General features: G+C 62.0%; 11 protein-coding genes. All 11 read left to right on the top strand.

The window, feature by feature from the left end; translation table 11 throughout:
• Positions 1 to 24 precede the first annotated feature (24 nt).
• A complete protein-coding gene (gene rseP, locus AC2CGW_RS03585) occupies positions 25 to 1,377 on the top strand; it encodes an RIP metalloprotease RseP (RefSeq protein ID WP_186667233.1) in 1,353 nt (450 codons plus the stop codon).
• A 76-nt stretch (positions 1,378 to 1,453) separates the two neighbouring features.
• A complete protein-coding gene (gene bamA / locus AC2CGW_RS03580) occupies positions 1,454 to 3,817 on the top strand; it encodes an outer membrane protein assembly factor BamA (RefSeq protein ID WP_063545919.1) in 2,364 nt (787 codons plus the stop codon).
• Positions 3,818 to 3,861: 44 nt separating this feature from the next.
• Positions 3,862 to 4,365 (top strand): OmpH/Skp family outer membrane protein, encoded by a 504-nt coding sequence (locus AC2CGW_RS03575; protein WP_054891073.1) that lies wholly within the window; start codon positions 3,862 to 3,864, stop codon positions 4,363 to 4,365.
• A gap of 1 nt (position 4,366) precedes the next feature.
• Positions 4,367 to 5,422, top strand: a complete 1,056-nt coding sequence (gene lpxD, locus AC2CGW_RS03570; RefSeq protein ID WP_426351855.1) for a UDP-3-O-(3-hydroxymyristoyl)glucosamine N-acyltransferase — start codon at positions 4,367 to 4,369, stop codon at positions 5,420 to 5,422.
• Positions 5,423 to 5,535: 113 nt separating this feature from the next.
• Complete coding sequence (fabZ, locus tag AC2CGW_RS03565; protein ID WP_011535269.1) at positions 5,536 to 5,976, top strand: 3-hydroxyacyl-ACP dehydratase FabZ; 441 nt, start codon at positions 5,536 to 5,538, stop codon at positions 5,974 to 5,976.
• Positions 5,973 to 6,749 carry an acyl-ACP--UDP-N-acetylglucosamine O-acyltransferase gene (gene lpxA / locus AC2CGW_RS03560; RefSeq protein ID WP_186667231.1) on the top strand — a complete coding sequence of 259 codons (777 nt, stop codon included), beginning with the start codon at positions 5,973 to 5,975 and terminating at the stop codon, positions 6,747 to 6,749. The genes fabZ and lpxA overlap by 4 nt, the downstream gene beginning before the upstream one ends.
• A 1-nt stretch (position 6,750) precedes the next feature.
• Positions 6,751 to 7,878: a lipid-A-disaccharide synthase gene (lpxB, locus tag AC2CGW_RS03555; protein WP_186718849.1), complete on the top strand. Its 1,128-nt coding sequence runs from the start codon at positions 6,751 to 6,753 to the stop codon at positions 7,876 to 7,878.
• A 1-nt stretch (position 7,879) separates the two neighbouring features.
• A complete protein-coding gene (rnhB, locus tag AC2CGW_RS03550) occupies positions 7,880 to 8,503 on the top strand; it encodes a ribonuclease HII (protein WP_186667229.1) in 624 nt (207 codons plus the stop codon).
• Between the two features lie 90 nt (positions 8,504 to 8,593).
• Positions 8,594 to 12,118, top strand: coding sequence for a DNA polymerase III subunit alpha (gene dnaE / locus AC2CGW_RS03545; RefSeq protein WP_186667228.1), 3,525 nt, complete (start codon positions 8,594 to 8,596; stop codon positions 12,116 to 12,118).
• A 105-nt stretch (positions 12,119 to 12,223) separates the two neighbouring features.
• Positions 12,224 to 13,171 carry an acetyl-CoA carboxylase carboxyl transferase subunit alpha gene (accA, locus tag AC2CGW_RS03540; RefSeq protein ID WP_186667227.1) on the top strand — a complete coding sequence of 316 codons (948 nt, stop codon included), beginning with the start codon at positions 12,224 to 12,226 and terminating at the stop codon, positions 13,169 to 13,171.
• A gap of 181 nt (positions 13,172 to 13,352) precedes the next feature.
• Complete coding sequence (gene tilS, locus AC2CGW_RS03535) at positions 13,353 to 14,648, top strand: tRNA lysidine(34) synthetase TilS (protein ID WP_484573550.1); 1,296 nt, start codon at positions 13,353 to 13,355, stop codon at positions 14,646 to 14,648.
• Positions 14,649 to 14,699: the final 51 nt, after the last annotated feature.

Below are 14,699 nucleotides of genomic sequence, written 5' to 3'. Positions count from 1 at the left end.
GCTGAACGTCATTCGGAGATGGATATGACTGCGCTCTACATGATTATCGGCACCCTGGTGGCTCTGGGTGTACTGGTCACCTTTCACGAATTCGGCCACTTCTGGGTGGCACGCAAGTGCGGAGTGAAAGTCCTGCGCTTCTCGGTGGGGTTCGGCACGCCGTTGGTGCGCTGGCACGACCGCCATGGCACCGAGTTTGTCGTCGCAGCGATTCCGCTGGGCGGCTACGTCAAGATGCTCGATGAGCGCGAAGGCGATGTGCCGCCCGCGCTTGTTGATCAATCCTTCAATCGCAAATCGGTTGGACAGCGTATTGCTATCGTTGCCGCCGGTCCGATTGCCAACTTCCTGCTCGCCATCCTGTTCTTCTGGGTGGTCGCCATGCTCGGCAGCCAGCAGGTGCGTCCGGTCATCGGAGCGGTCGAGTCGGGCAGCCTGGCGGCATCTGCAGGCCTTGTGGCAGGCCAGGAAATTGTTTCGATCGATGGCAAGCCGACCAGTGGCTGGTCGGCGGTCAATCTGCAACTGGTGCGTCGCCTGGGCGAGAGCGGCAGCTTGCGGGTGGGTGTGCGCGACGACGGCGCCACGCTGGAGCGTCAGCATGAAATCCGCCTGAATCAATGGCTCAAGGGTGCCGACGAGCCTGACCCGATCCAGTCCCTGGGGCTGCGCCCCTGGCGGCCGGCGGTAAGTCCGGTGCTCGCCGAAATCGATCCCAAGGGCCCGGCCGCTGCTGCCGGGCTGAAGACCGGCGATAGACTCCTGGCACTCGATGGTGTCGCACTGGGTGACTGGCAGCAGGTGGTGGACACTGTTCGGGCGCGCCCCGAGGCGAAGGTGCTACTGCGTATCGAGCGTGATGGCGCGCAGCTGGAACTGCCGGTGACGCTGGCGCGCAAAGGGGAAGGGCAGGCGTCCGGAGGTTATCTGGGGGCTGGCGTCAAAGGCGCCGAGTGGCCTGCGAACATGCTTCGAGAGGTCAGCTACGGGCCGCTGGAGGCGGTCGGCGAGGGGCTCTCGCGCACTTGGAACATGAGTGTCCTGACCCTTGAATCGCTGAAGAAAATGCTGTTCGGGGAGCTCTCGGTAAAAAACTTGAGCGGACCGATAACCATTGCTAAAGTGGCGGGCGCTTCAGCCCAGTCGGGCGTTGGGGATTTCCTGAATTTCCTAGCCTACCTGAGCATAAGCCTGGGGGTTCTGAACCTGCTGCCCATCCCGGTACTGGATGGGGGGCATTTGCTGTTCTACCTGATCGAGTGGGCGCGCGGTCGTCCGCTCTCGGATCGGGTGCAAGGTTGGGGGGTCCAGATCGGTATCAGTTTGGTCATTGGGGTGATGTTGCTCGCCCTGATCAACGATCTGGGTCGACTTTAACGCTTCGCTCTATTGCGAACCTGCCGCCGTGCTGCGGTGGCGGGTTGTTTATTGCCAGTTGGAATAAAAGGACTTCATGAAACGTCTGCTGCTAACTGCGGTCCTCTCCGCACTGATGATCGCTGAAGTTCACGCCGAGTCCTTCACCATCTCCGATATTCGTGTCAACGGCCTGCAGCGGGTTTCCGCCGGCAGCGTGTTCGGCGCGTTGCCGTTGAACGTAGGCGACCAGGTCGATGACCGCCGCCTGGTGGAGTCGACTCGCTCGCTGTTCAAGACCGGTTTCTTCCAGGACATCCAGCTGGATCGCGACGGCAATGTCCTGATCATCAACGTGGTCGAGCGCCCATCGGTGTCGAGCATCGAGATCGAGGGCAACAAGGCGATCAGTACTGAAGACCTGATGAAGGGCCTGAAGCAGTCCGGCCTGGCCGAGGGCGAGATCTTCCAGCGCGCCACGCTCGAGGGCGTGCGTAACGAGCTGCAGCGCCAGTACGTGGCCCAGGGACGCTACTCGGCCGAGGTCGATGCCGAGGTCGTGCCGCAGCCACGCAACCGTGTCGGCCTGAAGATCAAGATCAACGAAGGTACCGTCGCGGCGATCCAGCACATCAACGTGGTGGGCAACACCGTGTTCAGCGACGAAGACCTCTCCCAGCTCTTCGAACTGAAAACCACCAACTGGCTGTCGTTCTTCAAGAACGACGACAAGTACGCACGTGAAAAACTCTCCGGTGACCTGGAGCGTCTGCGTTCCTATTACCTGGACCGCGGCTACATCAACATGGACATCGCGTCCACCCAGGTATCGATTACCCCGGACAAGAAGCACGTCTACATTACTGTCAACGTCAACGAAGGCGAGAAGTACACCGTTCGTGACGTGAAACTCTCCGGTGACCTGAAAGTGCCGGAAGACCAGGTCAAGTCGCTGTTGCTGGTGCAGCCAGGCCAGGTCTTCTCGCGCAAGGTGATGACCACCACCTCCGACCTGATCACCCGTCGACTGGGTAACGAAGGCTATACCTTCGCCAACGTCAACGGCGTGCCGCAACCTAACGACCAGGATCACACCGTCGACATCATGTTCGTCGTCGATCCGGGCAAGCGTGCCTACGTCAACCGCATCAACTACCGCGGCAACACCAAGACCGAAGACGAGGTGCTGCGTCGCGAGATGCGTCAGATGGAAGGTGGATGGGCATCCACTTATCTCATCGACCAGTCCAAGACCCGCCTCGAGCGCCTGGGCTTCTTCAAGGAAGTCAACGTCGAGACGCCGCCGGTGCCAGGCACCGACGACCAGGTCGACGTCAACTATGCGGTCGAGGAGCAGGCTTCCGGTTCGATCACCGCCAGCGTCGGTTTCGCCCAGAGCGCGGGCCTGATCCTGGGTGGTTCGATCAGCCAGAGCAACTTCCTGGGTACCGGTAACAAGGTGTCCATCGGCCTGACCCGAAGCGAATACCAGACCCGATACAACTTCGGCTTCGTTGACCCCTACTTCACTGCCGATGGCGTGAGCCTGGGCTACAACGCCTTCTACCGCAGCACCAACTACGACGACCTTGACGTCGATGTTGCGAGCTATGCAGTAGACAGCCTCGGTGCCGGCGTCAGCCTGGGTTACCCGATCAGCGAGACCTCGCGCCTGACCTACGGCCTGACCGTGCAGCAAGACAAGATCAAGACCGGCCGCTACACCGTCGACGAGATCTTCGACTTCCTCGACAAGGAAGGCGACAACTTCCTGAACTTCAAGGCGTCGATCGGCTGGTCCGAATCGACCCTGAACAAAGGCGTGCTGGCAACCCGTGGTCATTCGCAAAGCCTGACTCTGGAAACTACCGTACCGGGCAGCGACCTGTCGTTCTACAAGCTTGACTACCGCGGCCAGCTGTTCAAGCCACTGAGCAACGACTACACCCTGCGCCTGCATACTGAGCTGGGCTATGGTGATGGTTTCGGCGGTACCTCGGGCCTGCCGTTCTACGAGAACTATTATGCGGGTGGCTTCAACTCTGTCCGCGGCTTCAAGGACAGCAGCCTGGGCCCACGCAGTACGCCGAGTCGTGGCGAAGGTAATCCGGGGGGCAAACCAGGTACCATTCGTGACCCGGACCAGGACCCGCTGCCGTTCGGTGGTAACGTCCTCGTGCAGGGTGGTGTCGAGCTGCTGTTCCCGCTGCCGTTCGTCAAGGACCAGCGTTCGCTGCGTACCTCGGTCTTCTGGGATGTGGGTAACGTGTTCGACACCAACTGCGGCTCCAAGCCTGACTGCGCGAAGGTCGGTTTCTCCGACATGGCCAGCTCCGTCGGCCTGGGCGTGACCTGGATTACCGCGCTGGGCCCGTTGAGCTTCAGCCTGGCGATGCCGATCAAGAAGCCGGACGACGCCGACACCCAGGTGTTCCAATTCTCTCTGGGCCAGACTTTCTAAGCTTGGCCCTTGCTTAACGACAACGGTTTATCCAGGAGTGCATCGTGCGTAAGTTGACTCAACTGGCCGTAGTGGCCGCGGCGCTGGTCGCCACCCCGGCTTTCGCCGAAATGAAGATTGCCGTTCTGAACTACCAGATGGCGCTGCTCGAATCAGACGCCGCCAAAAAGTACGCTGTCGATGCCGAGAAGAAGTTCGGTCCGCAACTGAACCAGCTGAAAACTCTGGAAAGCAGCGCCAAGGGCATCCAGGATCGACTGATCAAGGGTGGCGACAAGATGCAGCAGCAGGAGCGTGAGCGCCTGGAGCTCGAGTTCAAGCAAAAAGCCCGTGACTTCCAGTTCCAGTCCAAGGAACTCAACGAAGCGAAGGCCGTTGCTGATCGCGACATGCTCAAGCAGCTCAAGCCCAAGCTCGACGGTGCCGTCGAGGAAGTCATCAAGAAAGGTGGTTTCGACCTGGTGCTCGAGCGTGGTGCGGTAATCGATGTCAAACCTCAGTATGACATCACCCGCCAGGTCATCGAGCGCATGAACCAAGCGCGTTGATATGACCGTGACCATGACGCTCGGTCAGTTGGCCGAGACCCTCGGGGCCACGCTCAGTGGCCCCGAGTCGCTTGAAATCACCGGACTGGCTACCTTGCAGGAAGCCGGTCCGGGGCAGTTGAGCTTCCTCGCCAATCGTCAATACCGCAAATTCCTGGATGACAGCCAGGCGGCAGCGGTACTGATCAAGGCCGAGGATGCCGAAGGCTTCACCGGCAATGCGCTCATCGTCCCCGATCCCTACCTGGCCTACGCCCGAATTTCTCACCTTTTCGATCCCAAGCCCAAGGCTGTGGCGGGAGTTCATCCCAGCGCCGTGGTAGCTGACGATGCCCAGGTGGATGCGAGCGCCAGCATCGGGCCGTTCGCGGTCATCGAAAGCGGTGCGCGCATCGGTGCGAACGTGACCGTTGGCGCACATTGCTTTGTCGGTGCCCGCTGCATCATCGGCGAGGGTGGCTGGCTTGCCCCGCGTGTGACGCTGTACCACGATGTCACCATCGGCAAGCGTGTGGTCATTCAGTCGGGTGCGGTGATCGGTGGTGAGGGCTTCGGTTTCGCCAACGAGAAAGGTGTCTGGCAGAAGATTGCCCAGATCGGCGGCGTGACGCTGGGTGACGATGTGGAGATCGGTGTCAACACCGCTGTGGACCGTGGCGCGCTGTCTGACACGCGAATCGGCAATGGCGTCAAGCTCGACAACCAGATTCAGATCGCCCACAACGTGCAGATCGGAGACCATACCGCAATGGCGGCTTGCGTCGGAATTTCCGGCAGCACGCGTATCGGCAAGCACTGCATGATCGCGGGCGGCGTCGGCATGGTTGGTCATATTGATGTTTGCGACAACGTCTTCGTCTCCGGTATGACCATGGTCACCCGCTCGATCACCGAGCCGGGCGGCTATTCTTCCGGTACTGCCATGCAGCCGTTGGCCGAGTGGCGCAAGAGCGCAGCGCGTATACGCCAGCTCGACGAGATGTCCAAGCGTCTGCAGCAACTGGAAAAACGCGTCGAGACCGTGACCTCAGGTGGCCAGCCGGCATCAGAAGGCTGATACCATTTCCTGAGCAAGAGTGAACAGTCGCTAGCTGGCTCCTCTTTGGACTGCAAAAGGAGCGTGTGGTCAGCACCTGCGCTCCCTATTCTTATTACAGGCTTCCCCCCGAAATGATGGACATCAACGAGATTCGCGAATACCTGCCTCACCGTTACCCGTTCCTGCTGGTGGACCGGGTCACGGAGCTGGACTTCGAGGCCCAGAGCATTCGTGCCTACAAGAATGTCAGCATCAACGAGCCGTTCTTCAACGGCCATTTCCCGGCGCACCCGATCATGCCGGGCGTGCTGATCATCGAGGCAATGGCCCAGGCGGCCGGAATTCTCGGCTTCAAGATGCTCGATGCGAAGCCTGCCGATGGCACTCTTTATTACTTCGTCGGCTCCGACAAGCTGCGTTTCCGTCAGCCGGTGTTGCCGGGTGACCAGCTCGTGCTGGAAGCCAAGTTCCTCAGCCGCAAGAGCATGATCTGGAAGTTCGAGTGCCGTGCCCTGGTCGACGGCAAGCCGGTCTGCTCGGCCGAGATCACCTGCGCGGAACGCTCCCTATGAGTTCGATTGATCCGCGGGCGATCATCGATCCCTCGGCCAAGCTGGCCGACGGCGTCGAGGTCGGCCCTTGGTCGATCGTAGGCCCCGATGTCGAAATCGGGGAGGGCACCGTCATCGGTCCGCACGTGGTGCTCAAGGGGCCCACCCGGATCGGCAAGCACAATCGCATCTATCAGTTCAGCTCCATCGGCGAAGACACGCCCGACCTCAAGTACAAGGGGGAGCCGACGCGCCTGGTGATCGGCGATCACAACGTGATCCGCGAAGGTGTCACCATTCACCGCGGTACTGTGCAGGACCGTTCGGAAACCACGCTTGGCGATCACAACCTGATCATGGCCTATGCCCACATCGGCCATGACAGCGTGATCGGCAACCATTGCATCCTGGTCAACAATACGGCGCTGGCCGGGCATGTGCACGTGGGCGACTGGGCCATCCTGTCCGGCTACACCCTGGTGCACCAGTATTGCCATATCGGCGCTCACGCGTTCTCTGGCATGGGCACGGCGATCGGCAAAGATGTTCCGGCGTTCGTTACGGTGTTCGGCAGCCCGGCCGAGGCGCGCAGCATGAACTTTGAAGGTATGCGCCGTCGCGGTTTCAGCGACGAGGTCATCCATGACTTGCGCCGTGCCTACAAGATCGTCTATCGCCAAGGGTTGACCGTGGAAGAGGCGATCAAGGAGCTGGACGAACTGGCCGGGCAGCACCCGGAAGTCGAACTGTTCCGCCAGTCGATCCTCAATTCTGCCCGCGGCATCACCCGCTGACATGGCGTCGCTTTGCGTAGCGCTGGTCGCCGGTGAGGCCAGCGGCGACATCCTCGGCTCCGGCCTGATGCGCGCGCTCAAGGCGCGTCATCCCGATGTGCGTTTCATTGGTGTCGGCGGCCCGTTGATGGAAGCCGAAGGGCTGCAGTCGTATTTCCCCATGGAACGCCTGGCGGTCATGGGGCTGGTCGAAGTCCTGGGGCGCCTGCGCGAGCTGCTCAAGCGGCGCAAGGACCTGATCCAGACACTGATCGGCGAGAAGCCCGACGTGTTCATCGGCATCGACGCACCGGATTTCACCCTCAATATCGAACTGAAGCTGCGTCAGGCGGGGATCAAGACCGTGCATTACGTCAGCCCATCGGTCTGGGCGTGGCGGCAGAAGCGTGTGCTGAAGATTCGTGAAGGTTGCGACCTGATGCTGACGCTGTTCCCCTTCGAGGCGAAATTCTACGAAGAAAAGGGTGTGCCGGTACGTTTTGTCGGCCATCCGCTGGCCGATACCATCCCGCTCGAGGCCGATCGCACTGCCGCGCGCGCAGCGCTGGGGCTGGGCGAAGGGCCGCTGGTAGCCTTGATGCCGGGTAGTCGTGGTGGCGAAGTGGGGCGGCTCGGCGAGTTGTTCCTCGAGACTGCCAAACGTCTGCAAACCCTGGTGCCGGGTGTGCGTTTCGTGTCGCCCTGCGCCAATCCTGCACGACGTGCCCAGATCGAACAGATGCTGCAGGGGCGCGAGCTCCCATTGACCTTGCTCGATGGGCAATCGCACCAGGCGTTGGCGGCCTGCGATGCGGTCCTGATTGCCTCGGGTACTGCCACGCTCGAAGCTTTGCTGTACAAGCGCCCCATGGTGGTCGCCTATCGCCTTGCGCCGCTGACCTTCTGGATTCTCAAGCGCATGGTCAAGAGTCCCTATGTGTCGCTGCCCAATCTGCTCGCCCAGCGCCTGCTGGTCCCTGAGCTGCTGCAGGACGCCGCAACGCCTGACGCTTTGGCGGCCACGCTGGCACCGTTGGTGACGCAGGGCAATGAGCAGACCGAAGGCTTCGACCAGATTCACCGCACCTTGCGCCGTGATGCGTCCAACCAGGCTGCCGACGCAGTGCTGGGCCTGCTGAAGGATCGATGACATGCAGATGGGACTTGATTTCAACCTGGTCGAAGACCTGGTCGCGGGTGTAGACGAAGTCGGGCGTGGCCCGCTGTGCGGAGACGTGGTCACGGCAGCGGTGATCCTCGATCCGCAGCGGCCGATCCTTGGCCTGAACGACTCGAAGAAGCTCACCGAGGCACGTCGTGAGTTGCTGTTCGACGAAATCTGCGAAAAGGCACTGGCCTTTTGCATCGCTCGTGCCACGGTCGGTGAGATCGACCAACTGAACATCCTGCAGGCCACCATGCTGGCCATGCAGCGTGCGGTGGAAGGGTTGAGCGTCACGCCGAAACTGGCGTTGATCGATGGCAACCGCTGCCCGAAACTGTCGGTGCCAGCTGCGCCGGTGGTCAAGGGGGATTCCCAGGTGCCAGCCATCGCCGCTGCTTCGATCCTGGCTAAGGTCACGCGTGATCGCGAGATGAGCGCGTTCGAGCTGATCTACCCGGGTTACGGCATCGGCGGGCACAAAGGCTACCCGACGCCGTTGCACCTCGAAGCTCTCGCGCGGCTGGGGCCTACGCCCATTCATCGGCGCTCGTTCGCACCGGTGAGGGCCGCGTGGGAAGTCCTTGAAGGGCGTGCCAGTACGCTGATCTGATCTGTCGGGGCCGCTATGCGGCCCCAAAACATTCCGACTAATTACGCTACAATCCCGCCCTTGTCGTTCAGCATTGCCACAGGATCTTCAATGTCGGTCTCCTTCGTTCACCTCCGTGTGCACTCCGAGTTCTCCCTGGTCGATGGTTTGGTGCGGATCAAGCCGCTGGCCAAGGCCCTGGCCGGAATGAACATGCCGGCGGTGGCGATCACCGACCAGAGCAACATGTGCTCGCTGGTGAAGTTCTACAAGACCGCCATGGGCGCAGGGATCAAGCCGATCTGCGGCGCCGACCTGTGGCTGGCCGGTGCCGATCCGGAGGCACCGCTGTCGCGTATCTGCTTCCTGGCCATGAACCCCCGGGGCTATCGCAACCTCACCGAGTTGATCTCCAAGGGCTGGACCGAAGGCCAGCGCAACGGCCTGGTGATCATCCAGCGTGAATGGATCGCGCCCGCCAGCGAGGGCCTGATTGGCTTGTCTGCGGCGCGCGAGGGCGATATCGGCATGGCGCTGCTCTCCGGTCGCAGCGACGAGGCCGAGGCCTTGCTACGCGACTGGATGCAGATGCTGCCGGAGCGCTTCTATGTAGAAGTGCAGCGCACCAATCGCGCAGGCGACGAAGAATACCTGCACGCTGCCGTGGCCCTCGCCGACAAGGTCGGCGCGCCGCTGGTGGCGACCAACGATGTACGCTTCATCAAACAGACCGACTTCGACGCCCACGAGACCCGCGTCTGCATCGGCGAGGGCTGGACCCTGGACGACCCGCGGCGCCCGCGCGGCTACAGCGATCAGCAGTACCTGAAGTCGGCCGAGGAGATGGCCGAGCTGTTCAGCGACCTGCCGGACGCGATCGCCAACACTGTCGAGATCGCCAAGCGTTGCAACATCACGGTGCAGTTGGGCAAGTACTTCCTCCCCGATTTCCCGACGCCCAACGGCATGAGCATCGACGATTACCTGCGCCACGTCTCCCACGAGGGCCTGGAAGAACGTCTGGCCGTGCTCTGGCCGAAAGAGACCACGCCCAATTACGAAGAGAAACGTCAGGTCTACCTGGACCGCCTGAAGTTCGAGCTGGATATCATCATCCAGATGGGCTTCCCCGGTTACTTCCTGATCGTTATGGACTTCATCAAGTGGGCCAAGAACAACGACGTGCCGGTGGGGCCGGGCCGGGGTTCGGGTGCGGGTTCGTTGGTGGCCTACGTGCTGAAGATCACCGACCTCGACCCGTTGGCCTACGACCTGCTGTTCGAGCGCTTCCTCAACCCCGAACGTATTTCCATGCCCGACTTCGACGTCGACTTCTGCATGGATGGTCGCGACCGGGTGATCGACTACGTGGCCGAGGCCTATGGGCGCAATGCGGTCAGCCAGATCATCACCTTCGGCACCATGGCCGCGAAGGCGGTGGTGCGTGACGTGGCGCGTGTGCAGGGCAAGTCCTACGGCCTGGCCGACCGCTTGTCGAAAATGATCCCGTTCGAAGTGGGCATGACCCTGGAGAAGGCCTACGAGCAGGAAGAGATCCTGCGCGACTTCCTCAAGGGCGATGAAGACGCTCGCGAGATCTGGGACATGGCGCTCAAGCTCGAGGGGGTCACTCGCGGTACCGGTAAGCACGCCGGTGGTGTGGTGATCGCGCCGACCAAACTCACCGATTTCTCGCCGATCGCCTGTGACGAAGAGGGCGGCGGCCTGGTAACTCAGTTCGACAAGGACGACGTCGAGGCTGCGGGCCTGGTGAAGTTCGACTTCCTCGGCTTGCGGACGCTGACGATCATCAAGTGGGCGATGGAGATCATCAACCGCGAGCAGAAAAAGAAAGACCTGCCCGACGTCAACATCGACTTCATCCCGCTGGACGACCGCAAGACCTACGAGCTGTTGCAGAAGGCCGAGACCACGGCGGTGTTCCAGCTTGAATCGCGCGGCATGAAAGAGCTGATCAAGAAGCTCAAGCCCGACTGCCTGGAAGACCTCATCGCACTGGTGGCGTTGTTCCGCCCCGGCCCGCTGCAGTCGGGCATGGTGGATGACTTCATCAACCGCAAGCACGGCCGCGCGGAGCTGGCCTATCCGCACTCCGATTACCAGTACGAAGGCCTCAAGCCGGTACTGGCCCCCACCTACGGCATCATCCTGTATCAGGAACAGGTGATGCAGATCGCCCAGGTGATGGCCGGCTACACCCTGGGTGGCGCCGACATGCTGCGTCGGGCCATGGGCAAGAAGAAGCCAGAGGAAATGGCCAAGCAACGCGGCGGTTTCATCGAAGGTTGCGTGGCCAATAACATCGATGCAGACCTTGCCGGTAACATCTTCGACCTGGTAGAGAAGTTTGCCGGTTACGGCTTCAACAAGTCTCACTCCGCAGCCTATGGCCTGGTCTCGTACCAGACCGCCTGGCTCAAGACCCACTACCCGGCGCCGTTCATGGCTGCGGTATTGTCGGCGGATATGCACAACACCGACAAGGTGGTGGTGCTGGTCGAGGAAGTGCGCAGCATGAAGCTGCGCCTCGATGCGCCGGACGTGAACTTCTCCGACTTCAAGTTCACCGTCAACGACGACGGTCGTATCGTCTATGGCCTGGGTGCGATCAAGGGGGTGGGTGAAGGCCCGGTGGAGGCGATCGTCGAGGCGCGCGCCGAAGGCGGCCCGTTCAAGGACCTGTTCGACTTCTGCGAGCGCGTCGACCTCAAGCGCATCAACAAGCGCACCCTCGATGCCCTGATCCGCAGCGGTGCGCTGGACCGGTTGGGGCCGCACTTCCACGACGAGATCAAGGCCTACCAGGCCAACATCGACCGCAACCGCGCGGTGTTGCTGTCGGCGCTCGAAGAGGCGATCAAGTCGGCCGAGCAGACCGCTCGCACCGCTGACAGCGGCCATATCGACCTGTTCGGTGGGCTGTTCGTCGAAGAGGATTCCGATGTCTATGCCAACCACCACAAGGTCCGCGAGCTCACGCTCAAGGAGCGCCTGAAAGGCGAAAAGGATACCCTCGGGCTATATCTCACCGGTCACCCAATCGATGAGTACGAAACCGAGATCCGCCGTTTCGCTCGCCAGCGCATCGTTGACCTCAAGCCTTCACGCGAGACCCAGACCATCGCGGGGATGATCATTGCCCTGCGGGTGATGAAGAACAAGAAGGGTGACAAGATGGGCTTCGTCACCCTCGACGATCGCTCCGGTCGTATCGAGGCCTCGCTGTTCGCCGATGCCTTCATGGCGGCCCAGGCGCTGCTGCAGACCGACGCGATGGTGGTGGTCGAAGGCGAGGTCAGCAACGACGACTTCTCCGGCGGCCTGCGCCTGCGCGTCAAGCAGGTGATGACCATGGAGGATGCCCGCACCAAGCTGGCCGAAAGCCTGCGCCTGAAGATCGCCCACGAAGCACTCAAGGGAGATCGCCTGGCCTGGCTGGGCGAGCTGATCACCCGTCATCGCGGCGGTTGCCCGATCACGCTGGAGTACACCGGCAGCGATGCCAAGGCCATGCTGCAGTTCGGCGACGAGTGGTCGATCGATCCCGCCGATGGCCTGATTCAGGCGCTGCGTGACCAGTTCGGACGTGAGAACGTCTTCCTGCAATACCGTTGAAACGACGAATTTTAATCTCGACCTGAATGCGCCAGATCCCGTAAGGTATGGCGCCAAACGGATCAACCGGCCGGCCGCCTGGCCGTAGACCCAAGACGGATGCCTATGAACCCGAATTTTCTCGATTTCGAACAGCCGATTGCCGACCTGCAAGCCAAGATCGAAGAGCTGCGCCTGGTTGGTAACGACAACTCGCTGAACATCAGCGATGAAATTGCCCGTCTGCAAGACAAGAGCAGTGCCCTGACCGAAAGCATCTTCGGCAACCTGACCAGCTGGCAGATCGCCCGCCTGGCACGCCACCCGCGTCGTCCGTACACGCTGGACTACCTCGATCACATCTTCACCGAGTTCGAAGAACTGCACGGCGACCGTCATTTTTCCGACGACGCCGCGATCGTTGGCGGTACCGCGCGCCTGGACGGCAAGCCGGTGATGGTCATCGGTCACCAGAAGGGCCGCGAAGTGCGTGAGAAGGTCCGTCGCAACTTCGGCATGCCGCGTCCTGAAGGCTACCGCAAGGCCTGCCGCCTGATGGAGATGGCCGAGCGCTTCAAGATGCCGATCCTGACCTTCATCGATACCCCAGGCGCCTACCCGGGCATCGACGCCGAAGAGCGCAACCAGAGTGAGGCCATCGCCTGGAACCTGCGCGTCATGGCGCGCCTGAAAACCCCGATCATCGCCACCGTGATTGGTGAAGGTGGTTCGGGCGGCGCACTGGCCATCGGTGTGTGCGACCAACTGAACATGCTGCAATACTCCACCTACTCGGTGATCTCGCCGGAAGGTTGCGCCTCGATCCTGTGGAAGACCTCCGACAAGGCGCCGGACGCTGCCGAAGCAATGGGCATCACCGCTGAGCGCTTGAAGAGCCTGAACATCGTCGACAAGGTGATCAGCGAGCCACTGGGCGGCGCTCACCGCGATCCGGCCAAGATGTCGGCCAGCATCCGTGCCGACCTGCTCGAGCAGCTCGACATGCTGGGCAAGCTCGACAACGATACTCTGCTCAAGCGTCGCTACGATCGCCTGATGAGCTACGGTCTCTGATTGGCAGGGGCGCTTTGCGCCCTGTTCGCGGGCAAGCCCGCTCCCACAAAAGCAACGATGCTATTTGGGAGCAACTGTCTTGTTCAACATCTAAAGGCCAGCCCAATCTCCCTGTGGGAGCGGGCTTGCCCGCGAATGGGGCGCGAGCGGCTCCGGTAATTCCAAGTCCTGTGAGGGCCTGATGCTCGACCTCACCCCCAAGCTGCTCCCCTGGCAGCAGGCCCCCACCTGGTACATTGCCTTCTCCGGCGGCCTCGACTCCACTGTCCTGCTGCACCTCCTCGCCAGTCACGCCCGGCAACACGACAGTCCACCGGTGCGTGCCCTGCACATTCACCATGGCCTGCAAGCCGCTGCCGACGCCTGGCCGGATCACTGTCGCCATGTCTGCGACAGCCTGGGCATTGCGCTCGATGTCATTCATGTCGAGGTGCCTTCAGGCGCCAGCCTCGAGCAAGCCGCCCGCACGGCGCGATACGACGCGTTCGCCGAGGTTCTGCAGCCGGGCGAAGTGCTGTTCACCGGCCAGCACCGCGATGACCAGGCCGAGACCCTGCTGTTTCGCCTGTTGCGCGGTGCCGGCCTGCGCGGCCTGGCGGCGATGCCCGCATCTCGTCCGCTTGGGCAGGGGCGGCTGGTCAGGCCGTTGCTCGATCTGACGCGGGATCAGTTGCAGCGGTATGCCCAGGCATCGGGGCTGACATGGATCGAAGACCCGTCCAACACCGATACCCGCTTCGCCCGCAATTTCCTGCGCGCCGACGTGTTCCCGCTGCTGCACCAGCGCTGGCCGCAAGCGAGCCAGAGCCTGGCGCGCAGCGCCGCGCACCTGGGCGAGACCCTGGCGCTGCTGGACGAACTCGCCGCCACCGACATCGCTGCCGCAAGCCCTGGCGCAATAGCGCCTTGGCAGTGCCTGGACTCGCTGGACCTGGGGGTGCTGGCGGCGCTTTCGCCGGCGCGCCAGCGGAACGCCTTGCAGTACTGGCTGAGCAGTCGTACACGTCTACCCGATAGCCGTCATTGGGCCGGCTGGGACAACCTGCGTGATGCCGCCGCCGATGCCCAGCCGCTCTGGCGCTTGACCGATGGTGAACTGCAGCGCAGTCATGGGCGGTTGTGGTGGTTGAGCGGCGATTGGCTGCAGGCGCCGCAGGGTGGGGCGCCTTGGCCAGACCCGAGCCAGTCTCTCTCACTACCCGGCAATGGCAGCGTGCAAGTGGTGGGTGCCATTCCCGGACCTGGCCTGCATGTCGCCTATCGCCAGGGCGGCGAAGTGCTCGATATTCCAGGGCGCGGCCACCGCGACCTCAAGCGCCTGCTCAACGAGTGTCACGTGCCGCATTTCATCCGTCATCGCCTGCCGCTGCTGTGGCAGGGCGAGCGCCTGCTGGCGGTGGCCAACCTGCCGGAGCTAGGGCCGGCAGGTTGGCAGTTGCAGTGGCAGCCGCCGACGAACGTGCAAGGTTTGAGCTGAAGGGTACATTCCGGTAGACTACCCTCCCTTCTTGATACAGCTTCTGTGGGT

Source organism: Pseudomonas sp. SYWMCR5 (assembly GCF_057197165.1).
The sequence above is the reverse complement of the archived record's forward strand: the minus strand, read 5'-3'. Positions and strand labels throughout refer to the sequence as shown.